This window comes from Paraburkholderia sp. (assembly GCF_050742655.1).
Classification (GTDB): domain Bacteria; phylum Pseudomonadota; class Gammaproteobacteria; order Burkholderiales; family Burkholderiaceae; genus Paraburkholderia.
In genome coordinates this window covers 47,165-73,819 of record NZ_JBOIGG010000006.1, presented here as the reverse complement: position 1 = coordinate 73,819, position 26,655 = coordinate 47,165, and the positions used below count along the sequence as shown (strand labels likewise).

General features: G+C 64.8%; 22 protein-coding genes. 7 read left to right on the top strand and 15 right to left on the bottom strand.

Annotated elements, in window-relative coordinates; all coding sequences use genetic code 11:
• Positions 1–20: 20 nt before the first annotated feature.
• From ACREXZ_RS10685 to ACREXZ_RS10675, 3 genes are read right to left on the bottom strand one after another with little or no spacing between them, the layout of a single operon-like run.
• Positions 21–1,061, bottom strand: a complete 1,041-nt coding sequence (locus tag ACREXZ_RS10685) for an ABC transporter permease (protein ID WP_431764033.1) — start codon at positions 1,059–1,061, stop codon at positions 21–23.
• Positions 1,051–2,574: a sugar ABC transporter ATP-binding protein gene (locus ACREXZ_RS10680; RefSeq protein ID WP_431764032.1), complete on the bottom strand. Its 1,524-nt coding sequence runs from the start codon at positions 2,572–2,574 to the stop codon at positions 1,051–1,053. Before ACREXZ_RS10680 ends, ACREXZ_RS10685 begins: the two co-directional genes overlap by 11 nt.
• Positions 2,571–3,527, bottom strand: coding sequence for a sugar ABC transporter substrate-binding protein (locus tag ACREXZ_RS10675; protein ID WP_431764236.1), 957 nt, complete (start codon positions 3,525–3,527; stop codon positions 2,571–2,573). Before ACREXZ_RS10675 ends, ACREXZ_RS10680 begins: the two co-directional genes overlap by 4 nt.
• A 412-nt stretch (positions 3,528–3,939) precedes the next feature.
• Between ACREXZ_RS10675 and ACREXZ_RS10670 the strand changes: the two genes are divergently transcribed.
• A complete protein-coding gene (locus ACREXZ_RS10670; RefSeq protein WP_431764235.1) occupies positions 3,940–4,728 on the top strand; it encodes an IclR family transcriptional regulator in 789 nt (262 codons plus the stop codon).
• Between the two features lie 52 nt (positions 4,729–4,780).
• Positions 4,781–5,212 (top strand): GNAT family N-acetyltransferase, encoded by a 432-nt coding sequence (locus tag ACREXZ_RS10665; protein WP_431764031.1) that lies wholly within the window; start codon positions 4,781–4,783, stop codon positions 5,210–5,212.
• Positions 5,213–5,252: 40 nt separating this feature from the next.
• On the opposite strand, the gene ACREXZ_RS10660 is transcribed toward ACREXZ_RS10665, so the two are convergent.
• The gene (locus ACREXZ_RS10660; protein ID WP_431764030.1) at positions 5,253–6,020 is read right to left on the bottom strand and encodes an SDR family oxidoreductase; all 768 of its coding nucleotides are present in this window, start codon (positions 6,018–6,020) and stop codon (positions 5,253–5,255) included.
• A 279-nt stretch (positions 6,021–6,299) separates the two neighbouring features.
• Here ACREXZ_RS10660 and ACREXZ_RS10655 point away from each other — a divergent pair, with 279 nt between their 5' ends.
• Positions 6,300–6,842 (top strand): hypothetical protein, encoded by a 543-nt coding sequence (locus ACREXZ_RS10655; protein ID WP_431764029.1) that lies wholly within the window; start codon positions 6,300–6,302, stop codon positions 6,840–6,842.
• Between the two features lie 17 nt (positions 6,843–6,859).
• Here ACREXZ_RS10655 and ACREXZ_RS10650 read toward each other — a convergent pair whose 3' ends face one another.
• Positions 6,860–9,247, bottom strand: coding sequence for a GNAT family N-acetyltransferase (locus tag ACREXZ_RS10650; RefSeq protein ID WP_431764028.1), 2,388 nt, complete (start codon positions 9,245–9,247; stop codon positions 6,860–6,862).
• Positions 9,248–9,491: 244 nt separating this feature from the next.
• Between ACREXZ_RS10650 and ACREXZ_RS10645 the strand changes: the two genes are divergently transcribed.
• Positions 9,492–9,860 (top strand): VOC family protein, encoded by a 369-nt coding sequence (locus tag ACREXZ_RS10645; RefSeq protein WP_431764027.1) that lies wholly within the window; start codon positions 9,492–9,494, stop codon positions 9,858–9,860.
• A 28-nt stretch (positions 9,861–9,888) separates the two neighbouring features.
• On the opposite strand, the gene ACREXZ_RS10640 is transcribed toward ACREXZ_RS10645, so the two are convergent.
• Positions 9,889–11,442 carry a methyl-accepting chemotaxis protein gene (locus ACREXZ_RS10640; RefSeq protein WP_431764026.1) on the bottom strand — a complete coding sequence of 518 codons (1,554 nt, stop codon included), beginning with the start codon at positions 11,440–11,442 and terminating at the stop codon, positions 9,889–9,891.
• A gap of 370 nt (positions 11,443–11,812) precedes the next feature.
• Positions 11,813–13,414 carry a peptide chain release factor 3 gene (locus tag ACREXZ_RS10635; RefSeq protein ID WP_431764025.1) on the bottom strand — a complete coding sequence of 534 codons (1,602 nt, stop codon included), beginning with the start codon at positions 13,412–13,414 and terminating at the stop codon, positions 11,813–11,815.
• 454 nt (positions 13,415–13,868) lie between these two features.
• Here ACREXZ_RS10635 and ACREXZ_RS10630 point away from each other — a divergent pair, with 454 nt between their 5' ends.
• Entirely contained in the window at positions 13,869–14,975 is a 1,107-nt protein-coding gene (locus tag ACREXZ_RS10630) for an OpgC domain-containing protein (protein WP_431764024.1), read from the top strand.
• Between the two features lie 53 nt (positions 14,976–15,028).
• Positions 15,029–16,693, top strand: a complete 1,665-nt coding sequence (locus ACREXZ_RS10625) for a tannase/feruloyl esterase family alpha/beta hydrolase (protein ID WP_431764234.1) — start codon at positions 15,029–15,031, stop codon at positions 16,691–16,693.
• A 460-nt stretch (positions 16,694–17,153) separates the two neighbouring features.
• Here the strand turns inward: ACREXZ_RS10625 and ACREXZ_RS10620 are convergent, their stop codons facing one another.
• The 4 genes from ACREXZ_RS10620 to ACREXZ_RS10605 all read right to left on the bottom strand — a co-directional run bounded on the left by ACREXZ_RS10620 (position 17,154) and on the right by ACREXZ_RS10605 (position 20,045).
• Positions 17,154–17,447 carry an H-NS family nucleoid-associated regulatory protein gene (locus ACREXZ_RS10620; RefSeq protein WP_431764023.1) on the bottom strand — a complete coding sequence of 98 codons (294 nt, stop codon included), beginning with the start codon at positions 17,445–17,447 and terminating at the stop codon, positions 17,154–17,156.
• Positions 17,448–17,564: 117 nt separating this feature from the next.
• Positions 17,565–18,773, bottom strand: coding sequence for a serine hydrolase domain-containing protein (locus ACREXZ_RS10615; RefSeq protein WP_431764022.1), 1,209 nt, complete (start codon positions 18,771–18,773; stop codon positions 17,565–17,567).
• A gap of 98 nt (positions 18,774–18,871) precedes the next feature.
• Positions 18,872–19,105, bottom strand: a complete 234-nt coding sequence (locus ACREXZ_RS10610; RefSeq protein ID WP_431764021.1) for a hypothetical protein — start codon at positions 19,103–19,105, stop codon at positions 18,872–18,874.
• A 685-nt stretch (positions 19,106–19,790) separates the two neighbouring features.
• Positions 19,791–20,045 (bottom strand): hypothetical protein, encoded by a 255-nt coding sequence (locus ACREXZ_RS10605; protein WP_431764020.1) that lies wholly within the window; start codon positions 20,043–20,045, stop codon positions 19,791–19,793.
• A gap of 506 nt (positions 20,046–20,551) precedes the next feature.
• Here ACREXZ_RS10605 and ACREXZ_RS10600 point away from each other — a divergent pair.
• Positions 20,552–21,952, top strand: a complete 1,401-nt coding sequence (locus ACREXZ_RS10600) for a GntP family permease (RefSeq protein WP_431764019.1) — start codon at positions 20,552–20,554, stop codon at positions 21,950–21,952.
• A gap of 138 nt (positions 21,953–22,090) precedes the next feature.
• Here the strand turns inward: ACREXZ_RS10600 and ACREXZ_RS10595 are convergent, their stop codons facing one another.
• From ACREXZ_RS10595 to ACREXZ_RS10580, 4 genes are all read right to left on the bottom strand, one after another.
• Positions 22,091–22,711, bottom strand: a complete 621-nt coding sequence (locus ACREXZ_RS10595) for an H-NS family nucleoid-associated regulatory protein (RefSeq protein WP_431764018.1) — start codon at positions 22,709–22,711, stop codon at positions 22,091–22,093.
• A 381-nt stretch (positions 22,712–23,092) separates the two neighbouring features.
• On the bottom strand, positions 23,093–24,250 hold the full coding sequence (locus ACREXZ_RS10590; RefSeq protein WP_431764017.1) for a pyridoxal phosphate-dependent aminotransferase: 1,158 nt from the start codon (positions 24,248–24,250) through the stop codon (positions 23,093–23,095).
• 333 nt (positions 24,251–24,583) lie between these two features.
• Positions 24,584–25,129 carry a methylated-DNA--[protein]-cysteine S-methyltransferase gene (locus ACREXZ_RS10585; protein WP_431764016.1) on the bottom strand — a complete coding sequence of 182 codons (546 nt, stop codon included), beginning with the start codon at positions 25,127–25,129 and terminating at the stop codon, positions 24,584–24,586.
• A complete protein-coding gene (locus ACREXZ_RS10580) occupies positions 25,126–26,538 on the bottom strand; it encodes an AlkA N-terminal domain-containing protein (protein WP_431764015.1) in 1,413 nt (470 codons plus the stop codon). The genes ACREXZ_RS10585 and ACREXZ_RS10580 overlap by 4 nt, the downstream gene beginning before the upstream one ends.
• Positions 26,539–26,655: the final 117 nt, after the last annotated feature.

Sequence of the window (26,655 nt, the reverse complement as noted above, 5' to 3'; positions counted from 1 at the left end):
CTCCGGGTTCAATTCTGTCTTCAGTTCTGGCCTTCACCGCTCGCGAGCCGCGCCACCATCAGCGAGCCGAGAATGATCGCGCCGTAGATCGCCTGGATCCAGAACGACGGCACCTGCGCAAGCGTCAGCAGATTCTGTACGACACCGAGCAGCAGCACGCCGGTCAGCGCGCCGAGCATCGTGCCTTTGCCGCCGTCGAGCGAAATCCCGCCGATCACCGCGGCCGCGAACACCGTGAAGATCATCCCGTTGCCCTGGTTCGCGTTGATCGCGCCGACGTAGCCGGTCACGACGAGGCCGCCGAGCGACGCAAGCATGCTGCCGAGCACGAACACGCCCCACGTGATCCGCTCGACGCGGATCCCCGCCGCACGCGCCGCTTCCGGATTGCCGCCGATCGCGTACAGCGCTCGGCCAAGCCGGTGATAACGCAGCATGAACGCGGCAATCGCGAACGCGGCGGCCGCGAGCCATACCGACAGCGGCAGGCCGAGCACGATGGTGGTCGCGAGTTCGAAGAACGACGGCGGCATGTCGAACAGCGTGCCGCCCTTCGTCGCGCCGACCAGCATCCCGCGCAGCACGATCAGCATTGCAAGCGTCACGATGAACGCGTTGAGCCGCAGCCGCACGACCAGAAAGCCGTTGATAAACCCAATCAGCGCACCGACCGCGACGATAGCGAGCAAGCCGACAGCCGCAGGCCACTGCGTGCCGAAGCCGGCGGACGCGACGGGCATCACGAGCATTGCGCCGACCGCGGGCGCGATACCGACCGTCGATTCGAGCGACAGGTCGAACTTGCCGGTCAGCACGATCAGCGATTCGGCGAGCACGACGAGCGCGAGCGCCGCCGACGCGCCGAGCACGCTGATCAGGTTCGCACGGGTCAGGAAATTCGGATTCACGAACGCGCCGATCACGAGCAGCAGGATCAGCGCGGGCACCAGCGCGAGGTCGCGCAGCCGCGCGAATTCGATGTGCCGACGCGCACCACGCGCAGCCTGCCCGACTTGTCCTTGCCCGGCCGCGAACGCGGGACTGGGCGCACTATTCTTCATGGAGACTGACTCCTTCAACGGATGCAATCAGGTCGTGGTCTTGCCAGCCTGCAGGGAATTCGGCCGAGACGCGGCCACGGAACATCACGAGCACGCGGTCGCAGGTGCGCAGGTCGTCGAGCTCGCCGGACACGACGAGCACCGCCTTGCCTTCCTCGCGCACGCGATGCACGACGGCAAGCAACGCCTCTTTCGACTTCACGTCGACGCCCGCGGTCGGGTCGATCAGCACGAGTACATCGGGATCGGTCGCAAGCGCGCGGGCCATCACGACCTTTTGCTGATTGCCGCCCGACAGTCCCGACACGACGTGCTCGGGCCCAGGCGCGACGATGCCGAGCGCGTCGATCATCTTCCGGCCGAACGCGTTCTTCTTCGCGGGCGGCGCGATGCCGAAGCGGCCGAGCATCCGCGCAATCGTCATCGATGCGTTTTCCGCGACCGACTGCGTAAGCACGAGCCCTTCGTGATGGCGATCCTTCGGTACGCAGCCGATGCCGTGCGCGAGCGCTGCGGGCACGTCGCCCGGGGGCAACGTCGCACCGCCGACGCGGATCGCGCCGCGCTGCGGTTTGCGCAGGCCGGCGATCGCCTCGGCGACACTCGTGCGGCCGCTGCTCGTCGCCCCCGTGAGCCCGACCACTTCGCCGCGCTTCAACGTGAACGACACGTCTTCGTAATCGCTGCCACCGAGCGACGCCAGTTCGAGCGCAACCGGTGTATCCGCGGGCAGCGCATCGCGGTCGGCCGCATCGGCCACCGAGAGACCGCCGCGTTCGCCGGTCATCGCCTCGATCAGCTGTTCGCGCGGCAACGCAGACACCGGCGCACTGACGATATGCCGCGCGTCGCGCAGCACGGTCACCGCCTGACAGATCTCGTAGACCTCCTGAAGGTGGTGCGAGATGAACAGGAACGTGACACCTTCGCGCTGCAGTTCGACGATGCGTTGAAACAGTCGCTTGATCTCGTCGCCGTCGAGCTGCGCGGTCGGTTCGTCGAGGATGATGAAGCGCGCGCCATACGACAGCGCCCGCGCAATCTCGACCAGCTGACGTGCCTCGACGGTCAGGTCGCCGGCGCGCGCGTCCTCGCGCACGTCGATCTTCCAGTGATCGAGCAGCGTGCGCGCATCGCGACGCATCGCGTGCCAGTCGATCATCCCGTGCCGGCTCGGTTGACGGTTGATGAACAGATTCTCCGCGACTGTGAGGTCGCGGATGATCGTCGAATGCTGATAGACGCACGCGACCCGCTCGCGCCACGCGTCGCGGTCCGCGATCGCGGGCGCGGCGGCGCCGGCGAAGCGCACCTCGCCGTCGTCGGGCTTGCGCAGGCCGGTGAGAATCGACACGAGCGTCGACTTGCCCGCGCCGTTGCGCCCGACGAGCGCATGCGACTCGCCAGGCATCACGCGGATGCTCACGTCGTTCAGCGCGGCCGTCGAGCCGAAGCGCTTCGTCACGCCAAGCGCTTCGACCACCGCGACCGGTTCGCGGACAGACTCGTTCATTTGACCGTATTGCCCCACAGGTTCTTGTCGTCGACGTTCGCCTTGGTGACGAGCGGCGCCGGCAACTGGTCTTCGAGCACACCCGGCGACAACTGGACGATCGTGCTGTCGTGATCGGTCGGACCCGGCTTGAAGGTCTTCCCTTCGAGCGCGGCCTTGATGTAATAGAGACCGTACTTCGCGTACAGATCGGCAGGCTGCGAAATGGTCGCGTCGATTTCGCCGCGGCGGATCGCCTCGTATTCCTGCGGGATGCCGTCGTTACTGACGATCACGATGTGCTTCGCATTGCCGACCGGAAACAGCATCTGCTTGCGACGCAGCGTCTGCAGCGTCGGCGACAGGTACACGCCGCCCGCCTGCATGTAGATCGCCTTCACGTCCGGGTTCGCGGTGAGCAGACTGTCGAGCGCGGTCGCGGCGACGTCGCCTTTCCATGCGGCCGGGATTTCGAGCAGCGACAGGCCAGGATACTTCCTCAGGCACCCGCGGAACGCTTCCGAGCGGTCGCGGCCGTTCACCGATGCGAGGTCGCCCATGATCTGCACGACCTTGCCCGACTTCACGTGCTCGCCGATGTACTTGCACGCCTTCTCGCCGTACGCGTGATTGTCCGCGCGCACGACCATCGCGACCTTGCCCTGGGTCGGCGCAACGTCGACAGCGACGACCTTCACGTCTTTCGCGGCGGCGTTGTCGAGCGCGCGGCTGATCGCGGCCGAATCGATCGGTCCGACGACGATCCCCTTCGCACCGAGATTCACCATATTGTTCATGTCGGTGATCTGCTGCGCGGGATCGTTGTTCGAGTTGACCGGTGCGAGGATGTCGATGCCCATCTGCTTCGCGTACTTCGGCAGATAGTTGTTGTACGACTCCCAGAACGGCGAGGTAAGCAGCGGCAGGCCGAGGCCGACCTTGCCGATGTCGGCGGCTTGCGCCGCGCTACCCATCGCGAGACTCGCGACGCATGCGGCGGTAAGCACGGCCGGGATGGCGGTGCGGAGTATCGAGCGGCGGACCGCGCGCGGCCCTGTGGGGAATGTCATGTTTGTCTCCTATGTCGATCGCGGTTGAAGCTTCGGCTCTTACCGCGATCTCATCTGCATTGTTTGAACTACCTGAACCGGTCGCGAAGACGCCCCCGGCACATCGTCCTGCGCTTTCTTATATATTGGTGAGCGACGATTCACCAATGAACGTATTATTCATATGCGGACTTTTTGATGTCAAGCAAAGTGCGCTGCAGAACCGTCCGTGTTTTCCCTGGCCGACGGACGACAGGGGTATCGACCCTCTGCGGCGCGCGACGCTCTACACTCTCGCGCCATGTCCATGAAAACTGCAAGGGAACCCCGGCTCACGATGGAAGCGGAAGAAAAAGACGACGCCGACCGTTACCGCGCGCCCGCGCTCGATAAGGGTCTCGATATTCTCGAACTGCTCGCGCAGCAAAAGGATGGGCTGACGCGCGCCGAAATCACGAAGCTGCTGAACCGCAATGCGAGCGAGATCTACCGGATGCTCGAGCGGCTCGTCGCGCGGCAGTACGTCGTGCGTTCGGCGGGTGGCGACCGCTATTCGCTGAGTCTCAAACTGTACGCGCTCGCGCATCGTCATCCGCCGACCAACCGGCTGATCTCCGAAGCGCTGCCGCCCATGCAACGCTTTGCCGACGCAGCCGAGCAGTCGTGTCATCTGGTCCTCTACGACCGCGGCAATCTGCTCGTCATTGCGCAGGTCGATGGACCGGGCACATGGGGGATGTCGGTGCGGCTCGGCTCGCGCGTCGGGTTGATCGACACGGGCTCGGGACGCGTGATGCTCGCGTTCCAGACCGAAGAGCAGCGCGAGCACATGCTCGCCGAGCATACGAAGGTAAAGGGCGAAGTGACGGTCGATCGCGACGCGCTCGACACCGCGTGCACAGAAATCCGCGCGGCGGGTTTCCTGCGCAAAGACAGTCAGCAGACCTTCGGCGTGACCGACCTGACGTTTCCGATTCTCGGACCGTCGGGCCAGGCGATCGCGGTGCTCACGTGCCCCTATCTGCGACGGATCGACGAGTACGTCGCGCCGACAATCGAAGCCGCGACCGTGCTGCTGCGCGACGTGGTCGAGGGGCTATCGATGTTCCGCGAGCAGGGCGCGTAGCGCGCCGTCCTTTTCGCTCTCCCATTCGATCGCTCAACCGCCAATGCCCGAAATGACCGCCCCTGTCGTAACCGTCGCCGATACCTGCGACGACGGATTCGTCGCGCTGCTTTCCGCAGGGCTTGACCGCTTCAACATCGACGCAACCGGCACCGACGACGAAACGCCACTCGCGGTGCCCGTGACGGACCCCGCCACGGGCCGCGTGCTCGGCGGCATCGCGGGACGCACGTCGCTCGGCGTGCTGTTCATCGATCTCTTCTATCTGCCGCCGGAACTGCGCGGCTCGGGACTCGGCAGCGCGATGCTCGCGCAGGCCGAACAGGAAGGCCGTCGGCGCGGCTGCCGCACCGGCGTGCTCTACACGATCAGCTTCCAGGCGCCCGCGTTCTATGCCCGGCATGGCTGGCTCACGTTCGGCGAGATCCCGTGCGAACCGCCCGGCACGCGCCGCGTGTTCATGACGAAAACGCTCGACGCGTAAGCGGCACCCTTAAGCAAAGCGATCGTTTCTGTCGTGCCGCTCAATGCGGCGGCAATTCCCGCACGTCCGCGGTTGGCACGCTGCCGAACGCCTCGCTCAATGCATAGTCGATCAGCTGGCGCGCTGCGTCGTCCGGCGTCGCGAGCTTGCCGCTGCGCTTCATTTCGTCGAAGCGCTCGCGCAGCGGGAAATGCGCGGTGTCGGTGCCGCGGATCACCGCCTGCATGTCGGTATCGACGACGCCCGGCGCCACGCTGCAGATGCGCAGCGCGCGATTCGCGTCGAGTGCCGTGGCGCGTGCGTGATGATCGAGCGCGGCCTTCGTCGCGCAGTAAATGCTCCAGCCGGCAAAAGCGTTACGCGCAGCCCCGCTCGAGATGTGCACGATGCGCCGGTCGGTCGCATCGACGCTCGCGGCGGTGAACGCGCTTGAGAGCATCAGCGGCGCGGCGACGTTCAGGCTCACTGCGCGCGCGATCGCCGCGACGTCCTGGCTTTCGATCGGTCCGACGGGTTCGACGACGCCCGCGTTGTTGAACAGCACGACCTGCTGCGCGCCGCCGACGAAACGCTTCAACGCATCGCCCGCGAGCCACTGCGCGGTCGCAACGGGATCGGCAAGATCGAGCGCGACCTCGTCGTACAGACTGGCGTGGCGTTCCGCCAGCGCCGCGTTGCCGCGACGGGCCACGCCGAGCACCGCGATGCCGCGTTCGAGCAGTTGCGCGGCGAGGGCTGCGCCGAGACCGCGCGTGTGTCCAGTGACGATCGCGCGTGTGGAAGAAGATGAAGTGTGCGAGGCAGTCATGGAGATTCCGCGAGAAAGGAGGGCAATAAGTGGCTCGATGTAAGTGCGCGCAACGGGTGCTCACTGCACGCACTCGAAAGAGAACGGCCTCACATTGTCGTCGATGCGCGGCGCGTGTGTGTGCGAACCGGGCAGCCCGTCCACACACCCGCATCGCACACAACCCTGGAATCGGCGCGCACATGGCGTTAGAATAGCGGCCCCTCTGAAACACGCACACGCAGCCCGTGCGCATTTCCTTCCGCTCCCTTCACAACACCGCGACACCACGACACCGTCATGGCGAAACTTCTGACCGATACCGAATTCCAGCGTTTTTCCGACCTTCAGCAGAAGCAGGCAAGCTTCACGATCAGCGCCGAAGAAGCCGACGAACTGCGCGACATCGTCGCACGTGCGCAGCAGAAGCGCGACGATCGCGCCACCGCGATGCAGACCATCGAAACCCACATCGCGCAATTCGACATCACGCCCGACGAGCTTTTCTCGCCCGAACAGATCGGCGATGCCGCGCGCACCTACGGCCTGATTCCCGCGACGAAGAAAGAGCGCGTGCTGCCGCCGTCGATCACGTTCAACGGCAAGCCGTATCAATGGACCCGCAACCTGCCCGACGAAGTGCGCGACCCACTCTTCGATGCGTTCAAGGCGGGACAATCGGTGAAGGGCTTCATCGCGACGCCGAAGGACGCGGCGCGCTGCGCCGCGACGATCGCGCGGCTCGAGCGCGAAACGGGCGCCGTGTACGCGGATGCGTGGCTCGACGAACTCGCGGTATCGCGCGGCCAGGTCGACGACGCCGCCACGAAGCTCGCGGCCTGACCTGGCGGCTACGCACTTCAGCGCCTGGCAGGGGTAGCAGGTGAATCGAGCGCCATCCTGAAGCCGACGACGCCCGGATCTTCGGTCGTCGTCATCTTGAGGCCGCAACGATTCGCGAGCGCGATCATCGCGGCGTTCTCGCGCAGCACCTCGCCGACGAGCCAGCGTGTGCCGCGCGAGCGCGCGTACGCGATGATCCGCTCCATCAACAGCCGCCCAAGCCCCTTGCCCTTCAGGTCGGAACGCACCGCGAGCGCGAACTCGGCGGTGTCGTTGTCCGGGTCGGCGATCGCGCGCACGACGCCGAGCGTGCGCAGCGCACCGTCCTCGCCGGCGACGGTCGCGATGAACGCCATCTCGCGGTCGTAGTCGATCTGCGTCATCCGCGCGAGCTGCGAATGATCGAACGCGCCGACGGCGCCGAAGAAACGCAACCGCAGATCGTCCCGCGTCATCGATCCAACGAACTCGCGATGCGCCGCCTCGTCTTCCGGCCGGATCGGCCGCACGGTCATGCGCTGGCCGTGCCAGTCGAGTGTCTCTTCGAAGCGGCGCGGGTACGGCATGATCGCGAGCCGGCTGCGCGTCGCGGCAAGACGCACGAGCGGCTCGACGAGCCGCACGCGGTCTTTCAAAACACGCAGCGTCAGCGTGAGGCCGACGATCTCGCGAATCTCGCACACGGTCTGCGACAGCGCCGTCAGCGCGGCGAGCGTCGGCTCCGGCGCGACCTCGCGCGCGTACGGCGAGTTCGTCGCGATGTCGCGCGCGAGCAGCGGGTTCAGCGGCGGCAGCCCGTAGACCTGCATCGGCGCTGCGACCCCGTCCGGCGAAGGTGTCGTGAAGCGGAACACGGGGCCGAAGTTCTCGTCGTCGCGCAGTTCGATCGCGACGTCGACGACGGTCGCGCTGTTTGTTTCGTCCTTCGTTTCAGCCGAATCGGCAACCGTCAGTCCGAAGTGCGCGAAGAGCCGGGCGGCCGCGTCGCCGCGCAGTTCGTGCACACCCTGCGCGAGCGCCTCGCGCGCTTCGGCCTGCGCGGCATCGATCGACGCGGGCGCCTCGGCTGGCGCGCTTTCGGGCGTCTGCATCAGCAGTTCGCGGCCGAGCCGGTAATCGACGAGCCGTGCGAACGCGCGCGCGAGACGCTGCGGCGTCGTGTGCACCGGAATGCCCTGCGCGTGCAGCGCATCGCGCGTCGACGCATCGACGCCGCCAAAAAAACACGCGAGCAGTCCGCGGTACGCGTAGCGCTGATGCTCGATCAGCACGCGCGCGACGTCCACGGCTGGCGCGCTGTGCGTCGATGCGTGCACGACGAACGCGGTGCCGCTCGCGCGATGATCGGCGAGCGCACGCAGTGCTGCGCCGAAGTGCTCGGGCCGCGCGACGTCGCCGAGCACCAGTGGATTGCCGGGCGCCACGTGCGGCAACGCTTGCGCGAGCGCATCGGCGGTCGACGGCGGCCAGTGCGCGAGCGTGTCGCCTGCGGCGGCGAACGCATCGCACGCGAGTGTCGCGACGCCGCGGTCGCTCGCGATCAGCGTCGCGCTGTCGCTCGCCGCGACGCGGCCTACGCCGAGCGTTTCGATTTCGTCGAGCAGATCGTCGAGCGCGTCGACGCGCACCATGCCGGCCCGGCGAAACGCGGCGGTGTACAACGCGTCATCGGGATCGGAGCGCCCTGAACGCAGCGCGAGCACCGGCTTGTTGCGTGCGGCCGCGCGCGCCGCCGACATGAACTTGCGGGCCGCGCGCACCGCGTCGAGTTCGAGCAGGATCGCGCGGGTGCCGGGATCGCTCGCGAGATAGTCGAGCACATCGCCTGCGTCGACGTCCGCCTCGCCGCCGAGCGCAACCGCATGCGAGAAACCGAGCCCGCGCGCATGCGCCCAGCCGAGCACAGCATTCGTCAGCGCATTCGACTGCGACACCCACGCGACACCGCCCGCCGCGACCGTGCACGACGGCGCGCCGAGATGCGCGCGCAGCGCGGGCGTGATCACACCGAGACTACCCGGCCCGACGATCCGCAGCAGATGCGGCCGCGCGGCCGCGAGCGCGTCCTGCACGGCCTGACGATCCGAGTCGCTACGCGCCTCGCCGACGATGATCGCCGCGCGCGTGCCAAGCCGGCCCAGCCCGTGCACGATGCCGGGCCACGTCGCGGGCGGCGTGCAGAGCAGCGCGACGGACGGGGCTTCGGGCAGATCGCTGGCATCGGCTGCGACCGGACGGCCGTCGAGCATGTCGAGCTTCGGATTGACCGGCCACAGGGGCCCGGGAAAACCGCCTTGCAGCAGACGGGCCCAGACCATCGCGCCAACGCTGCCGGGCCGTTGCGAAGCACCGATCACGGCGACGGACTGCGGGCGGAACAGGGCGTCGAGATTGCGGATGGTCACGGGGGGCCTCGGTATCGGGGTAGGCACGCGCCGGGATGGTTGGCAAGCGCGCACGTCAACAGGATAGGCGAAGTTGGGGACGTTCCGGGGTACGCGGTGATACCAACACGTACGCGTCATCCAGCACGGCGACACTGCGCCGCATCGGGATTCCCATAGGCTTGACGGTTGATCTTTTTCACCGCAGTCTTTCCGTCAGCCGGCACCGCCGGCCAGCGACAAGCACCGCACTCAAGGAAAACCCATGTTTGACCACGTCGTATTCGGAGTCAGCGACTATGCAGCGAGCAAAGCGTTCTTCCTCAAGGCACTCGAACCGCTCGGCATAGCTGTTGTCCTGGAGGGGCCGCTCGGAATCGAGCTCAGCTCAGACGGCAAGACTTCATTGTGCCTGTTCCCGACCGAGGAGAAGCCGGCGCATCTTCACCTGGCGTTCGTGGCCGAGAATCGCCAGCAAGTCGACGCTTTCTATCGCGCGGCTATGGAGGCGGGCGGCAAAGACAATGGTGCGCCTGGTCTGCGCCCGCGCTACCACGCGAACTACTATGCAGCCTTCGTCATTGATCCGGACGGGCACAACATCGAAGTGGTTTGCCACCAACCCGAGGCGTAGCCCTTCCAGTCAGGCGGCGCGAACCACGTCAAGTCCTGAACACCGCAATCGCAGCACGCAGCGTGTGCGCCTGGTCCTCAAGCGATGCGGCCGCAGCAGTCGCTTGCTCGACGAGCGCGGCATTTTGCTGCGTCACCTGATCCATTTGCGCGACTGCGAGATTGACCTGGTCGATACCGCTGCTCTGTTCCGCCGCGGCCGACGCAATCTCGCCCATAATCGAACTCACCCGCGTGATCGCGCCGACGATCTCCTGCATCGTCGAGCCTGAACGCTCGACCAGGTTTGCGCCGGTCTCGACACGCGTCGTCGACGTGTCGATGAGCTCCTTGATCTCCTTCGCTGCCGTCGCGCTGCGCTGAGCGAGCGTGCGCACTTCGCTCGCGACCACCGCAAAGCCTCGACCCTGTTCGCCTGCGCGCGCGGCTTCGACTGCCGCATTCAGCGCGAGGATGTTGGTCTGGAACGCGATGCCCTCGATCACGCCGACGATGTCGGCAATCTGCTTCGAATCGTCGACGATGTGCTGCATCGTCCCGACCACTTCGCGTGTCAACTCGCCACCCCGCGCCGCAAGACCCGATGCGTCGTGCGCGAGCGAGCTGGCCTGCAGCGCATTTTCCGCGGTCTGCTTGACCGTTGAAGTCAGCTGCTCGATGCTGGCCGCGGTTTCTTCGAGCGACGCGGCCTGCTCCTCGGTGCGTTGCGACAGGTCTGCGTTGCCCGACGCAATCTCGCTCACGCCGGTATCAATCGACTCGGTGCCGTCGCGAACCGCGCTAACAGTCGTGATCAGCGCGGTCTGCATCTTCTGCAGCGCCGCCGAGAGCTTGCCCATTTCGTTGTTGCTTTTGACGACGACGCGTTCGGTCAGGTCGCCCCCCGCGATACGCTGGAACTGCATGATGGCCGCATCGACCGGATGAACGATCGCGCGCATCAACCCGGCGCGCGCGAGCCATCCACCCAGCAGCGCGAGCGCCATGCCCACGACGACCGCGATACTGACCGCGGCGAACCGGTCCTGCGCAGCCTGGTACTGCTGCGCGCCGTGATCGATCTGCCGCTTCTCCAGCGCGAGCATCGCCTTCTCATAGCCGTTGTAGAGCGACGGTAATTTGTGCGCCTGCAGTTCCTCGAAGCCGTTCCTGTCGCCTGACTTCAGCGCGGCAAGCGCGAGGTCGACGCCCTGATGCAGAAACGTATTGCGCCTGTCCTGCATCTCCTGGATGAGACGGCGGTCCTCGTCGTCCCCACCGGCGATCGACAGGTAGTGGTTCAGACGATCGGTCGATATCTTCAGATACTGGTCGAAACGGCCGAGTACCGCTTTCGCGCCGTCCGTGTCGTTCAGGTCGGCGAGCGACGCATAGGTCGCAAGCGCGAGCCGCAGACGCAGCAACTGGCCCGCACTCCCTTCGAGATCGGCAACGGCCGGCGTATTGACCGTGTACATCTGCTGCAGCGATGCATTGTCTGCGCGAATCGACAGCAGCCCGACGGCGGCACCAACCACCAGCACGACGCCGAAGAAGGCGACGATCAGGCTCAGGCTCGTGCGAATGGATAACTTGCTCAGCATTTTTTGTGTCCCTCCAGTGGGCAAGCGCGACGCCGGTGCGCGCACTCCCCACGGTTTTATGCAACGTTCGGGCATGCGAAGGACAACTTTGCTGGTGGAATCGTTCTTTTTTCCGCGCCCGTTTAATGTCTACGGCAGAAGCGGGCAGAACTTTATGGCGCGGGTGCATTTCGCAACAGGAATGCCGCAGGATGGAACGTACAAGTGGCAATATGCGCGCGAGCTCTGCTCGGCGAGCGATGCCCAATGCGAGAGGGATGACGTCAAACGACGCCCGGAGGGACTGGGTGGGGTGACGGCATGCGGGCCGGTAAGACAAGGGCACACCCCTGTCTTGCCGGCACAGCCGTTATTCTGCGAACGACAAACCTTACAGCGCCTTCTTGAACGGCGCCCCCGAATGCTCGCGCAGTTCGTTGAACACGATCTTCGGCCACGCCTTCTGCGCGACCTCGATTTCCGACACATGCGACGCGAGGTACGTCGGTGCATTCGATGCATCGAGCGCGATCCGCGCCGCGTAGGAATCGGTGAAGCGCCGCAGTTCGCCGGCATCGTCGCAGGTGACCCAGCGTGACATCCGGTAACGCGCGGGCATGATCCGCACGTCGACCTTGTACTCGTTCGACAGCCGGTGCGACACGACTTCGAACTGCAGCTGACCGACCGCGCCGAGAATCATCGCGCCGCCCACTACCGGTCGGAACACCTGGATCGCGCCTTCTTCGCCGAGCTGCTTGAGCGCTTCGCCGAGCTGTTTCGCGCGCATCGGATCGACGACTTCGATGGTCTGGAAAATTTCCGGCGCAAAGAACGGCAGTCCGACGAACTGCAGATCTTCGCCTTCGGTCAGCGTATCGCCGAGACTCAGCGTGCCGTGATTCGGGATACCGATGATGTCGCCGGGGTACGCCTCGGCCACCGTCTCGCGACGTTGCGACAGGAAGCTCACGACGTTGTTCGCGCGGAACGTCTTGCCCGAGCGCGTGACCTTCAACGCCATGCCGCGCTCGAAGTGTCCCGAGCACACGCGGATGAACGCGACCCGGTCGCGGTGCGCGAGATCCATGTTGGCCTGCACCTTGAACACGACGCCGGTGAACTTCGGCTCGTCCGGTTCGACCGCACGCTGCACGGTCATCCGCGCAGACGGCGGCGGCGCGAGGTCGACGAGCGCGTCGAGAATTTCCTTCACGCCGAAGTTGTTGATCGCCGAGCCGAACAGCACCGGCGACTGCTGGCCCGCGAGAAACGCGTCGCGGTCGAACGTCGGCGTCGCCCCAGTGATCAGCTCGATCTCTTCCTTGGCTTTTGTCCACGGCTGGCCAAAGCGCGCTTCACCCGCTTCGTCGCTCAAGGCCTGCAGCGTTTCGACCGCGCCGCCCGCCGTGTCCTGCCCGGCGCGGAACACGCGCACCTGGTCGCGCTGGATGTCATAGACGCCCTGGAACTGCTTGCCCATCCCGATCGGCCACGTGAACGGCACGGCGGCCACGCCCAGATGCTGTTCGATTTCGTCGAGCAGATCGAGCGGCTCGCGCACTTCGCGGTCGAGCTTGTTGATGAACGTGACGATCGGCGTCTTGCGGCTGCGGCAGACCTCGAGCAGCTTCAGCGTCTGCGCCTCAACGCCGTTCGCGCCGTCGATCACCATCACCGCCGCATCGACGGCGGTCAGTACGCGGTACGTGTCTTCGGAGAAGTCCTCGTGGCCCGGGGTGTCGAGCAGATTGATCACGGCGTCGCCGTACTCGAACTGCATCACCGAGCTCGCCACCGAAATGCCACGCTGCTTTTCGATTTCCATCCAGTCCGACGTCGCGTAGCGGCTGCTCTTCCTGCCCTTCACGGTACCCGCGATCTGGATCGCGCCCGAGAACAGCAGCAGCTTTTCGGTGAGCGTGGTTTTACCCGCATCCGGGTGGGAAATAACCGCGAACGTGCGGCGACGGTTGAGTTCAGAGACTGGCATGGAACGGACTTAACTAGGGATCGGCTGGCGAATCGGATCTGGCCGGACGCACGCACAGCGGCGAACGCGGCGGCGATGGCTGCGGAAGGGTCCGGGCCGCATCGTGCGCGACCCCGTGCGAAATGGTTGCAGCGGTCGCGGCGGGAATAACACGAGCGGCGGGGAATGCTGGAAACGCCAGCACAGAACAGCGCCGGGACGAATGATACACGTCGCGGGCGGCAGCGTCCCTAAACGGCGGGGGTGCTATACCCGCGTGCCTGTCGATCCGCCTTGTCGTGCCTTACGCAAAGCTGTCCGCATGCCCGGCTCGCTGCAGCAAAATACGAGGGAGGTGCAGAATGATTTCGCAGCCGGGAACATTGCGCGCGTGCACGGTTCGTACCGGAAAGCGCTCAGGGCATCGCGCCCGTGGGTGCGCCCTCTCATCACCTGTCAGCCAGCTGAGAATCCAATGGAATCACGCCAGGGACGTTCAGTCGAAGTGGATTTCTTTCGTGGTGTCGTGCTGATCGTCATCGTGCTCGATCACATGCCGGGCAGCGTGCTGTCGCACTTGATGCTGCATGCGTATGCGCTGTGCGATTCGGCCGAGGTATTCGTGTTTCTCGGCGGCTATGCATCGGCAGCCGCTTACATGGCCGTACTCGCACGCGACGGTGCGCCCGCGGCGCGCGCACGCTTTTTCCGGCGTTGCGGAGAAATCTACCGCGCGTATCTGCTGACCGCGCTACTCACGCTGCTGTCGGGCGCGTTGCTGGCGCTGCTGCACCTGAACCATCCGATGGTCGATCTGACCGGCTGGCAGCCGTTCGCAAACCATCCGATGCGCACCACGTTCGACATCGTTCTGCTGCGGCAGCAGCCCTATCTGTCGAGCGTGCTGCCGATGTATGTCATATTTGCGCTGTTCGTGCCGCTCGTAGTACCGCTCGTACGCCGTTCGCCGGCCGCGGCGCTCGCGTGCAGCCTCGGCATCTGGTGGTTCGCGCCGCTGATCGCCACGATGCTGAGCATCGCCGACGTCGCCGGCTGGGCGTTCAATCCGTTCGCGTGGCAGTTGGTGTTCGTGCTCGGTATGATCGGTCGGCTGCATCCGCCGACGCCCGCGTACCTCGCGTCGCCGGCCGGACGCTGGTTGTCGCGCATCGCGCTCGCCGCGGTGATCGGCTTCGCTGTCGTCAAGCTGTTCATTCTCGTTCAACCGTTGCCCGGTGCCATGAAGCAGCATCTGTCTTTCGTGAGAGTCGTCAATTTCGTCGCGATCGCGTGGGTCGTCGCGCAGTTCGTCGCGCGCGGCTCCGTGGCGCGGCTCGCGCAGCGTCTGCCGGCCGTCGTCACGGTGGGACGCACGGGGCTCGTGTGCTTCGTCGGCGGCACGCTGATTTCGCTAGTCGTCGATACGGCGACGCCGCACGGCTGGCACGGTCTCGCCGGCTTCCTCGCCGCGCTCGCGGGCGACTTCGCGGCGATCGCCGTCATGCTCGCGCTCGCGAAGACCTGGCGCAACTGGCGCGGCCCGCACACGCGTGCAGCCGTGCAAGGTGCACGAGCCGGATGACGGCGGGGATCGCGCGCACCGCGCCGCCTCTCGCATCGCTCGCACATGTGGCGATGCCGGCAAGCGGACCGGATCCTGCGCGCGTCCTCGCGACGCTGCTCTTCATCGGACTCGCGACCGCCGCGCGTCCCGCCGCCGCCTATCACGCACCACTTGTTCCGCCGCGCTGCACGGAATTCGCCGGGCTCGTGTTGCCCGCCGCGGCAATCGGTCTGCCAACGCGCGGCGCGCAGGTCGACTACGCGACGGTGATTCCCGCGAGCGCGCCGGGCAATGTGGACGGCGAATACTGCCGGATCACCGGCAGCATCAAATCGATCAGGATCGGCGCGCCCGACATCCACTTTGAACTGAATCTGCCGCGTCGCTGGAACGGCCGAGCGCTGCAATTCGGCGGCGGCGGCTATAGCGGAATCGTCGTGAGCGGAACGGGCACGGTGCCGTTCTCGCCGGACAAGCCGCCGCTCGCGCGCGGCTATGCGACGTTCGGCGACGACTCCGGCCACGTCGGCAATCCGGCCGTCGCGGCGTTTGGGCTCGTCGACGAAGCGGTGATCAACTTCGGCTACGCGCATCTGAAGAAAACGCATGACGTCGCGCTCACACTGATCGCGCGCGGCTACGGCCGGCTGCCCGACCGCACGTATTTCGCGGGCGGTTCGACCGGCGGCCGCGAAGGCTATACGGCCATCCAGCGCTTTCCCGACGACTACGACGGCGTGATCGCGAACTCACCCGCGCTGAATTTTTCCGGCGTGCGCCTGCTCGGCGTGAAGCTCGGACAGGCCGAATACCGCAACATCGGCGGCTTCATTCCGCCGGCGCTGCTAGATCTCGTCTATCGCCGCACGATCGAAACCTGCGACATGCTCGACGGTGCCGCCGACGGCATCATCAGCAACGTGGAAGCATGTCGCGCGCTCGAACCGCAACTGATCAAGTCGCTGCGCTGCGGACCACATGCCGACAGCGACGACGAGACCTGCCTGAACCCCGCACAGGTCAAGACACTGTCCGTGTTGCGCGACGGGCTCACGCTGCCCTATAAGCTCGCGTGGCAGGTCAACCGGTATCGCGGCTACAACGTCTTCCAGGGAACGCGCTTCACCGGCATGCTCGGCCTCGCGCATACGGCCGAGCGACTACCCGACCCGGCGTTCCTCCCGAACGGTTATCTGTTTGCGCAGGGTGACGCGTACATCCGCTACTTCGTCACGCGCGACGGCAGCGTCGATTCGCTGCAGTTCGACGTGCAGCGTCCGGACGCGTATCTGCCACGTCTCGTCGATCTGTCGGGAACGATCGGCGCGATGAATCCGGACATGTCGCGCTTCATCGCGCGCGGGGGCAAGCTGATCACGCTGCAAGGACTCGCCGATGAAGTGATCAGCCCCAACCAGACCATCGCCTACTATCGCGCGCTCATCGCGCGCTATGGCGCTGCACAGGTGGACGGGTTCATGCGGCTCTATATGGTCCCGGGATTCCAGCACGGCAACGGCGTCTTCATCCCGTCGATCGACATGCTCGGTGCGCTCGACAACTGGGTCACGCATGGCGTCGCGCCGCAGACGCTCGTCGCGACCGATCTCGCATCGGCGACCTACGGGCGGTCGCGTCCGCTGTGCCGGTTCCCCGGGTTTCCGCGCTACGTCGGCTACGGCAGTCTCGATCGTGCGGAAAATTTCCGCTGCGCCGGATCGCCGGGCGACAGGTGAGAGTTTTCGGGACCAGCGCGCGAAGGCTCGTGAAGCGTGATCGATACGCGATCGTGCCGCGTGCTTCGGCGTGAGCGAAAACGTGCGTCGCGATGTGCGGCGTGCCGGTTCAAAGTGAGTGTCCGCATGCCCTCCCGGCTTTGTGGCGAAACCCGCAGAGCCTTAACCATCAAGGCTTTGCGGGTTGCGTTATCGCCTTTGCACGGCGCTCGAACGACTCACTTACAGCGAGAACGCTGGACAACCCATCTGCGCGAAGGCCCTCGACCTCATCGATCTGCGGGTACATCGCCAGGCATCGCACTACTCACCCAATACCGTCCAAAGGTGAGCGTTTTCGGGACTTGCGCAACGGTGCGCACGCGATCGCTTTTGTCGTCACCCTTGAATGCCAACGGCCGATGCATCGCGTGAATGCATCGGCCGTCGAAAGGGTGTCGCGTGTCGCAGCGGGCGTCCGTCAGTTCTCGATCAGGAAGCGTTCGCGGTTCTTGCCGACCAGCCAGCCAGGCGTGCGGCCACGGCCGCTCCAGGTTTCACCGGTCTTCGGGTTGCGGTAGCGCGGCGGCAGCGGCGGCTTGCGCGCGGTGACCGGACGCTTCGTCGAGAAGCCAAGCTCCTCCGCGGTGATGCCGTACTCGACAATCTGCTGCTTGATGTCGGCGATCGCCTGCGCCACCTCCTTCTCGCGCGCGACGGCCACGTCCCTATGAAGCTTTTCGAGCTGTGCTGTCAGTTGCTTGTAGGTGGCCATGAAGGGTGTCTCCAATCGGTTTATCAACGGACTGTGACCCTACCAGATCGAAAAGGTGCCGGATAGACGTATTTCGCCTCAGGCTTGCCGGGCTTGCCTCGCGCGCGGATGAAACGTTTAATCGTCTAACGCTTCGTACAGCCGTCGCTCGTAGTCGAGCGCCATCGGAAACGGCTCGACCGTGCGCAGCTGGATCAGCAGGATGCCGATCATGTCCTCGACCGGATCGGCGAACCAGCTCGTGCCGAACGCGCCGGGCCAGCCGAACGAACCGACGGAGCGATAGCCGAGCGGCAGTTGCTGTGCGGGATCGTCGACTACCGAAAGACCGAGCCCGAAGCCCTGGCCCGCCCAGCTCATGTGTCCGATCGCCGGCATGCGCCGCTGGTCGCGCGTGAGGAAGTTACTGCGCATCAAGTCGACCGAGCGATGCGACAGCAGCCGCGTGCCGTCGACCCGTCCACGCCCGAGCAGCAGCCGGGCGAACTGCAGGTAATCGTGCGCAGTCGACACGAGCCCCCCACCGCCACTCTCGAAGCGCGCCGGGTTCGTCCAGCGGCTATCGGCGGCCCGCTCCTCGACGACACGCCGACGGCTGTCGGGGTCCACGCGCCATGCCGTCGCGAGTCGGTCGATCTGCGACGGCGCGACGCAGAACGTCGTATCGCGCATGCCGAGCGGCTCGAAAATACGGCTGCGGAAAAATTCGCCGAGCGACATACCGCTCACGCGCTGAATCAGTACGCCGAGCACGTCGGTTGCGATGCCGTAGTGCCAGCGCGCACCCGGCTGGAACATCAGCGGCAGCGTCGCGATGCGCGCAAGCCAGCGGTCAACGTTCGCGTGTCCGTCGAGGCCGTTGAACACCGTCGCATAGGCGTCGGAGAGCGGCCCGGTCGACGTGAAGCCGTATGCAAAGCCCGCGCGATGCGTGAGCAGATCGAGAACAGTGAGCGGCGTGCGTGCGGCGTCGGTCGCATCGAGCGACCCGGCCGGATCGCGCAGTACGCGCCGGTCCGCGAGTTCGGGCAGCCAGCGGTCGATCGGTGCATCGAACGATAGTCGTTCTTCTTCGATCAGCATCAGCGCGGCTACGCTCGTGACGGGTTTGGTCATCGAGGCGATCCGGAACAGCGTGTCGCGCTCCATCGGCAATGCGTCAGTTTCATCATGCACGTCGCGTGAACCCAGCGCGTCGCACTGCGCGATTTCACCGCGCCGCCACGCGAGCGTCACCACGCCGGCCACCTCACCGCGCTCGACGTATGCCCGCATCGTCTCGGTTATCCGCGCGAGCCGCGCCGGTGAAAACCCTGCTGTCCCCATCGTCGATCCTGCAACCTGGTTGTTCTTCAAGACCGGGCCCACGTGCCGGTTCGCTGTGTTTCCATGTTCCCGTTCCGCGATGTCGTGGCGAAAAATCTTCAAACCTGAGGGTACGCCTGCGCGTCGCGTGCGTCATTCTCCCGCGCTTCGAGCACGCGCAGCGCTTCGTTGAGCCGTCTCACACGATGGGCTTGCGACGGCACGATCACCGCGACCGAGACCGATTCGATCCGGTTGCGCCAGTACGACAACGGAATGCGGTCCGCGGACGATATGCGCGCCATCACGTGTTCAAGGTGTTCGATATCTTTTTCGAGTTGCAGGTGGTTCATTGTGTTTCCCCGGAATACCTATTCAATTTTCAATATCAAGCATTAATCATGCCTCGTGCAATAACCGAAAAAGCATAAGCAAATGCCGTTTTGACTGCCTTCTTTGGGCTGTTTGGAAAAAATTACAGCGGGTATCCGGGTATCGGATAGCCGCACAAATCAAATGTAAAACCGCGGTTTGCGGAACTCCGTTAGGCGCCGCACCGAAACGGACGCTTCGTCTGAAGATAATCGGCGTAAGAAACGGAAGATTAACGTCAGCCAGTCGGACTGTATATTCACCGTTTGCGGAACAGCCAGCCCGGAATGGCAAATCGGGGACGCCGACATTCCGACATAACCGAGACCGCGGTGAATCCCGACGAAGGACAATATGAGCGCGTTGTCCATCGTATTTATGACACCGCCGCAATCCAGCCGCACACCCGACGCATCGGCGCGAACCGCGGCCGCCCGCTATCGGGCACTGCGCGTCGCGGACGACAGGGGTGACGCGGGCGCAGGCGATGAAAGCGACAAGACCGCGCTCTCCGTGTCTACAACCTGATCGTGCCGGGGGAGGTGTCGGCGGCATTCGGTTTGCGGCCGAAACTGCAATCGATCGATCAAAAGACCTCGACGAACCGCCAGCCGGACCTGATCCGGCGGTTGCTGCATCTGCCAGGCGCGGTCGCCTGACGGGCGATTACTTCGCCTTGCACGCGTACAGCAGCGTGCGCTGGCCGTTGTCCGTGGACTGGCGCACGGTGTCGAACGCACCGCCGCAGGCCGCGCGCGCCTGCTGCTCGCACGAGTCCTGACCGTCGGGACATTGCACCTGCGTCGTCGGCCGGCCATCCGACAGAAACAACGGCGCGCTGCTGCCGCAGCCCACAAGGGCGGCGCACCCGGTGACGGCGAGCATCACACCCGCCCAGAATAAACGACGATTGTGTTCCATGAAGAACCCCGATCGGCTTCTTGTTTTTCGACGGCACGATTGTGCCACGCGTACCTTGCAAATCGTCACTCGCATGCGGGTCAGTCGGGTGCGGCCAGCGTCTTGCGCAGCGACGACGCATGCGGATCGCTATAGCGCGCCGTCTTCCTCCGGCAAACGGAGATTAACCGGTTTTAGCGTGTCGAATAAAAACGGTGGCAGAAAGGGTTGACCTCGATCGCTTAAGGCGCCTGCCTTGCCGTGATGGATCGCCGCATAGATGCCGTTGCCTTCGTGCGGATAGCCGATCGTCGCGTCGAGAAACTTTGTGAGATGGCGGCATCGCGCACAGCATTCCCGCCAACGACGCTATGATTACCGGCGGCATCGCGGACGCGACCCGTTTTGCCCGCCCGCTCTTTACATGACCTTTCGAAAAATAACGGAAATAATCGCGCGATATAAACGGCTAGCCGGGCGACACGATCGAACGTCCGCTTGCCGAATGCACCTTGTCTGGAGACTCCATGTCCTTTGTGATCGTCCTTGCCGCTCTGCTGTTCCTGATGTTCGCCGCGTATCGCGGCTATAGCGTGATTCTCGTCGCGCCGGTCGCGGCCCTCGGCGCCGTCCTGCTAACGGATCCGTCCGCGGTCGCACCGGTGTTCTCGGGCATCTTCATGGACAAGATGGTCGGCTTCGTGAAGCTCTATTTCCCGGTGTTTCTGCTCGGCGCGGTATTCGGCAAGGTCATCGAGCTATCGGGCTTTTCGGAATCGATCGTCGCCGCGGCCATCCGCTATATCGGACGTTCGCGCGCCAACGCGGTCATCGTCGCGGTCTGCGCGCTGCTCACGTATGGCGGCGTGTCGCTCTTCGTCGTCGTGTTCGCGGTCTATCCGTTCGCCGCCGAACTCTATCGGCAAAGCAACATCCCGAAGCGCCTGATGCCGGGTGCGATCGCGCTCGGCGCGTTTTCGTTCACGATGGATTCGCTACCGGGCACCCCGCAGATCCAGAACATCATCCCCACGACGTTCTTCAAGACCACCGCGTGGGCCGCGCCGGTGCTCGGCATCGCGGGATCGCTCTTCATCATCGTCGTCGGTCTGACGTTTCTCGAGTGGCGCCGCCGTGCCGCGATGAAGACAGGCGAAGGCTACGGCACATCGCTCGTCAACGAGCCGGAACGCGTCGAGGCGTCGCATCTGCCGCATCCGCTGCTGGCGGTCGCGCCGCTCGTGCTGGTCGGCGTTGCGAACTTCGTGCTGACGCACATGATCCCCGACTGGTACGGTGCGTCCTACACGGTCACCCCGGATGTGCTGCCCGGTGTCCATGCGCCGATCACGACATCGATCAAGAGCGTCGTCGCGATCTGGGCAGTGGAAGGTGCGCTGCTGCTCGGCATCGTGCTCGTCGTCATCACCGCGTTCGGTCGCGTGCGCGAGCGCTTTGCGACGGGCACCAAGGCCGCGGTCGCGGGTGCGCTGCTGGCGTCGTTAAATACGGCCTCCGAATATGGCTTCGGCGGTGTAATCGCCGCATTGCCCGGTTTTATCGTGGTTAGCGATGCGTTGAAGAGCATTCCGAATCCGCTCGTCAATGCGGCCGTTTCAGTGAGTTCGCTGGCGGGGATTACCGGTTCGGCATCGGGCGGCATGAGCATTGCGCTCGCGGCGATGTCCGATACGTTTATCAAAGGCGCGGAAGCCGCGCATATCCCGCTGGAAGTCCTGCACCGTGTCGTCGCGATGGCGAGCGGCGGCATGGATACGCTGCCGCACAACGGCGCCGTCATCACGTTGCTGGCCGTGACCGGCCTCACGCACCGCGAATCGTATCGGGACATCTTCGCGGTGACGATCATCAAGACGCTGGCCGTGTTCTTCGTTATCGCGCTGTATTACGCGACGGGCCTCGTCTAAACATTGGAGAGCGCAGCAATGTCCGGCCTTCTGCAAAGAGAGGCCGGCGTTGCTGTCTGGGCAGGAGAACCGACGCCCGCCGCAGAGTGGGCGGGCTCGTTGAAACAATCGGGCGCATCATGCGCCCTTTTCACATGCTCATGCTGCCGCTGATGCGGCGACCGGTGCCGTTGCGGGTGCCGCCGACGCCTTCTTTGCCGATACCTTTTTAGCTGCGGCCTTTTTCACCGGCGCTGCTTTAGCCCGGCCTGTTTTCTTCGCCGTTTTCTTCACGGCCGCTTTCTTTGCGCCCACCGCCTTCGCTTTTTTAGCCGCCGACTTCTTCCCGGCTACTTTCTTTGCAGTGACCTTCTTCGCAACCTTACCGCTCTTCGCCGCCGCTTTAGATACAGTCGCGGCACCGTGTGCAGCACCGGCAATCAGAAATTTCGAGCGATCCTTGACGTCCTTGATCCATGCCGGCGGGCGCGCATGGCCGCTCCACGTTTCGCCGGTCTTGGGGTTCAGATACTTCGGCGGCAGCTTGCCCTTGGGCGCGCCTTTAGCAGTTTTAGCGGATTTCGCCGCACCATTTGCCTCGCCTCGTGCGCGTTCCCTGCGTGCTTTAGCGCGCGATTCGATATCTTCGGTGGTCAAACCGTGCTTGATCATCAACGAACGGATCTGGTCCAGGGCGGCTTGCGCACGCCTGGCGATGATCTTTTCCGCCTGCACCTGCAGCTTTTTCATACGTGTTTGAATCTGTTCTAGCGTGGCCATTCGAGCCTCCCGTTAAGTAACGTGGGGCCACTATGCCACGAATGGTAAAGGCGACGCTACATTTTAGCGGTTCGGTTACGGCGTATTTCAACAGCGACACTTCTGAAATCGACGCCTTTGGACGGACCCGGTGCATGAATACCGGCGCAATACGATCGCAAGGTTGCCGTGTTCGACGCCGTGGCCAAAGCCTGTTTCGTACTGCCGGATCGCACGGCCTGGCATTCGATTACTTACCGGGAGATCTATGCATCGGCCGATACCTGGCGGCATGCCGCATTTCAGATTTTGCGGTAACGAGACAGGCTGCATATTCAGTTAAAGCATCGAAGGACACCTGACTGGAACCTTCCACGCCGGTCCACTAAAACCCCTCCGGACCTAAACGTTCCATGCGCGACGCACGCGTTCGCGAATATCGGCGAGCCGTTCAAGCGGCTCGTTCGCGAACACAAAGCGCAGATAGCGTTCGGCCTGCGGGCCCCAGCCGGTCATCGGCGTCGCCGCCACGTCGCCCTTTTCGAACAGCAGGCGCGATGCGTCGGTCGAAGCGAGACCCAGTTGCGCGGTATCGATCAACAACGACCATCCACCGTCGGGACGCACGAGCGGTAGATCGCGCAGTTCGTGCAGCAGCAGATCGCGACGCGCCTGCCACTGCGCGACCGCTTCCGCGACGCCATCGTTCCTGGCCGTGAGCGCGGCCGCTGCGCCGGGCATGCCGATACCGACCTGGCACACCACATTGGACAGACTGGTCAGTCGCACGTCTCCCATGATCGCTTCCGGTCCGACGATCCAGCCCACGCGCCAGCCGATCATCCGGTATTCCTTCGATACCGACCCGACCGTGATGGTCCGCGTGCGCATCTCGGGCAACGACGCAGGATGCAAGATCTCGCGGCCGTCGAACACGATGCGCTCCATCGCCGCGTCGTAGACGAGCCACGCATCGGCGCGCCGGCAATGCGCGGCAATCGCATCCCATTCGTCACGCGTCGCGACGAAACCGCTCGGCATCGAAGGCGACATCACGAGCAGCGCACGCGTGCGTGGACCGATCGCGGCCGCGAGGCTGTCGAGATCGAGCCGCCAGCCGTCGGCACCCGGAATCAGTCGCGCGAACTTCGGTTCGCCGCCCGCGAGTCTCACACGATTGATGAGCCCCGCGTAGGTCGGATCGGTCAGCACAACCTCGTCGCCCGGCTCGAGGATCGACAGCAGCACGTTGAGAATGCCGGCGAGACCGCCCGCAGAAATCACGCATTCGCGTCCGGCGTCGTAAGCGGTGCCCGCACTTTTCGCGACCCGCGCGGCCGCGGCCTCGCGCAACGCACGCTGACCCGTGAACGGCAGATAGCTGTTCGCATCGTCGTCGTCGATCGCTTCGTGCGTGCGGCGAATCGCGTCGGCTGGCGGCCGCAGATCGGTGTCCAGATTCTCGAGCCGCAAGATGTCGCGATCGTTCGATGCGTCGGCCGCGTCGCCCATCTTGTCGACACCGATGCCGGGAATATTGCGCAAACGCGATACCGTCATATCAGTCTCCTCGCCGTCAAACTCGTCACACTCGTCGGGCAGGCGGCGGCCACCGCAGAATGCTCGACGAAGCCATGTATCTGTTTACCGTTTCCGGTTCCGCGAGACTACTCCGGTCTCGGGTCGAACCGGTTGCGCTCGCACATACGATCGCGCGACGAAACCGCTGGATTGGTCTGATAGATCGGCGTTAGCCCCACCTCGACAAGCCTCTGTCGACGGCTCACGATGGCGGCGTCAGCAGAAGTTCGATCGTGCGATCAGGCTGACTCGAGTAACAACGGCGTTTAGGCGGCCCGTCCCCTTTGGACGGGCTTTTTTTATCGTGTGCAGTCAGAGCAATGCTATCTGCTGTTGCTGCACAACCGCAGGACGTTCGAGCGAGAGCAGCGCCTGCTTCCTGTGCAGGCCGCCCGCGTAACCGGTGAGATCGCCCGCGCTCGACACGACGCGATGACACGGCACGACGATCGACACCGGATTGCGCCCGTTCGCCGCGCCCACCGCACGCGCGCTACCGGCCGCGAGACCGAGACGCCGCGCGATGCGTCCGTAGCTCTCGATCTCGCCGTACGGAATCCTCACGAGCTGATCCCAGACGCTGCGTTGAAAGGCAGTGCCGCGTGGTCTTAAAGGCAGCGCGAAGTCTTGCCGTTCACCTGCGAAGTATTCGGCGAGTTGCACCTGCGCGTCGTGCAGGACGCGCGGCAACGTACGCGGAACATCCTGCGGCGACGCGCAACGCAGCGTAACGGACGCGGAATCCATCGAAGGAAAATACTTCTGTCCGACGAAAAAGAGGCCGGTCAACGCATCGTCTTCCGCGCGCAGCAGGATGTCGCCAAGCGGACTCGGCACGAACATGCAGATCGTGGTCATGCCGCCCTCGCCTGTTGCGCGGCCGCATACGCGACGTGCTGGACCGCATACGCACGCCATGGCGCCCAGCATTCGCCCTCGTCTACGTGTTCGTCCGCTGGATACGCATTCGGCCAGCCGAGCGCATGCATCGCGATGTATTGCACCGACCATTCGTCGAGGCCGACGACATGGCGCAGATGTGCAAGCGTTTCGTCGAGCGGCGTGAACGGCTCGAGAAACACGCGTTGCTGCGCGACCTCGACGGCGAGCGTCAACACGCACGCAGCGGCATACGCCGGCAAACCGGTTGCACAGAGCGCATGTGCAGATACTTCGACGAACGCCTCTGCGCGGGGAAACGCGCGACGCAACCCTTCGGGCGCGTACGCAACCGGCGTGCCGAACGTGTCCGCGATACGTTGCAACCACCCGTGCGCTTCAGCAGGCGACCATTGACGCAGCGCGATCGCTCTCAGCGCGGTTTCGAAACCGTCGAACGCACCGGGCACACGCAGGCCCGGCGTCGACGCGGCCAGCTTGCCGAGCTGCGCGTCGATCAGATCGGGCCGGCAGTCGAGATCGAAAAAGCGACGAACCTGCGCGAGCAGCGACGGCACCGCGAGCGTCAACGATGAGGACACCGCGATCCGCAACGCCTGACGCTGCGGCAGGTGCGTCGCACGCAGCCAGCCGGTCAGATGCGCGCCGTCGTGCGGCACCTCGAGTGCACGCACGTAGCTGTCGTGCGTCACGCGTTCGACACCGCCGATCGCCTGACCGGTGAGGATATACAGGAGCGCGTCCCACGCGAACGGCGGCCGGTACGGCAATTCGAGCGTGAGCGTATCGGCGTCGGCGGTCGCGGTCACTGCGCGTTTGCGCAGACGCGCGGGACTGAATCCGTAGCGTCGACTGAACAGATCGTTGAAGCGCCGCACGCTGCCGAAGCCCGACGTCAACGCGACCTGCGCGGCCGGCAACGCGGTTTCGGCAAGCAGCCGCTTCGCGAGCAGCAGACGCTGCGTCTGCGCATACTCGATCGGCGACACACCGAACTCTGCTTCGAAGATACGCCGCAGATGACGCGTGCTGACACCGACCCGGCCCGCGAGCGCCGTCAGGTTGCCTTCGTTCAGAAAGCCCGCGCCGATCAGCGCGGCCGCCGCCTGCGCGAGCCGTCGCGATACATCGAGCAGACCATGCCCCGGCGCAAGTTCGGGACGGCAGCGCAGGCACGGCCGGAAGCCGGCCCGTTCCGCAGCGGCCGCATTCGGATAGAAGCGGCAATTGTCGAGCTTCGGCGCACGCACCGGGCACACCGTGCGGCAGTAAATACCGGTCGACGTCACGGCGACGAAAAACCAGCCGTCGAAGCGCCGGTCGCGGGCCAGCACGGCCGAGTAGCAGGTATTGCGATCGAGGTCCATGGCGGTACTGTAGCCTGGGCGGCCCGCGAACTCTGGCCGGAATCGGACATGAGTGTGAAGTGGAGGCGGGCGGGTCCGGCGGGTTTCGATGCTACGCTCACGAACCCACGGTACGCC

Coding starts and splice junctions, on each gene's coding strand:
- ACREXZ_RS10655 (WP_431764029.1), top strand. CDS start 6,300: ATGGCGAAACTTCTGACCGATACCGAATTCCAGCGTTTTTCCGACCTT.
- ACREXZ_RS10680 (WP_431764032.1), bottom strand. CDS start 2,574: ATGAACGAGTCTGTCCGCGAACCGGTCGCGGTGGTCGAAGCGCTTGGC.
- ACREXZ_RS10625 (WP_431764234.1), top strand. CDS start 15,029: ATGCCGGCAAGCGGACCGGATCCTGCGCGCGTCCTCGCGACGCTGCTC.
- ACREXZ_RS10585 (WP_431764016.1), bottom strand. CDS start 25,129: ATGACCACGATCTGCATGTTCGTGCCGAGTCCGCTTGGCGACATCCTG.
- ACREXZ_RS10635 (WP_431764025.1), bottom strand. CDS start 13,414: ATGCCAGTCTCTGAACTCAACCGTCGCCGCACGTTCGCGGTTATTTCC.
- ACREXZ_RS10670 (WP_431764235.1), top strand. CDS start 3,940: ATGGAAGCGGAAGAAAAAGACGACGCCGACCGTTACCGCGCGCCCGCG.
- ACREXZ_RS10640 (WP_431764026.1), bottom strand. CDS start 11,442: ATGCTGAGCAAGTTATCCATTCGCACGAGCCTGAGCCTGATCGTCGCC.
- ACREXZ_RS10580 (WP_431764015.1), bottom strand. CDS start 26,538: ATGGACCTCGATCGCAATACCTGCTACTCGGCCGTGCTGGCCCGCGAC.
- ACREXZ_RS10595 (WP_431764018.1), bottom strand. CDS start 22,711: ATGGCCACGCTAGAACAGATTCAAACACGTATGAAAAAGCTGCAGGTG.
- ACREXZ_RS10590 (WP_431764017.1), bottom strand. CDS start 24,250: ATGACGGTATCGCGTTTGCGCAATATTCCCGGCATCGGTGTCGACAAG.
- ACREXZ_RS10615 (WP_431764022.1), bottom strand. CDS start 18,773: ATGGGGACAGCAGGGTTTTCACCGGCGCGGCTCGCGCGGATAACCGAG.
- ACREXZ_RS10685 (WP_431764033.1), bottom strand. CDS start 1,061: ATGAAGAATAGTGCGCCCAGTCCCGCGTTCGCGGCCGGGCAAGGACAA.
- ACREXZ_RS10610 (WP_431764021.1), bottom strand. CDS start 19,105: ATGAACCACCTGCAACTCGAAAAAGATATCGAACACCTTGAACACGTG.
- ACREXZ_RS10600 (WP_431764019.1), top strand. CDS start 20,552: ATGTCCTTTGTGATCGTCCTTGCCGCTCTGCTGTTCCTGATGTTCGCC.
- ACREXZ_RS10660 (WP_431764030.1), bottom strand. CDS start 6,020: ATGACTGCCTCGCACACTTCATCTTCTTCCACACGCGCGATCGTCACT.
- ACREXZ_RS10665 (WP_431764031.1), top strand. CDS start 4,781: ATGACCGCCCCTGTCGTAACCGTCGCCGATACCTGCGACGACGGATTC.
- ACREXZ_RS10630 (WP_431764024.1), top strand. CDS start 13,869: ATGGAATCACGCCAGGGACGTTCAGTCGAAGTGGATTTCTTTCGTGGT.
- ACREXZ_RS10645 (WP_431764027.1), top strand. CDS start 9,492: ATGTTTGACCACGTCGTATTCGGAGTCAGCGACTATGCAGCGAGCAAA.
- ACREXZ_RS10675 (WP_431764236.1), bottom strand. CDS start 3,527: ATGGGTAGCGCGGCGCAAGCCGCCGACATCGGCAAGGTCGGCCTCGGC.
- ACREXZ_RS10605 (WP_431764020.1), bottom strand. CDS start 20,045: ATGGAACACAATCGTCGTTTATTCTGGGCGGGTGTGATGCTCGCCGTC.
- ACREXZ_RS10620 (WP_431764023.1), bottom strand. CDS start 17,447: ATGGCCACCTACAAGCAACTGACAGCACAGCTCGAAAAGCTTCATAGG.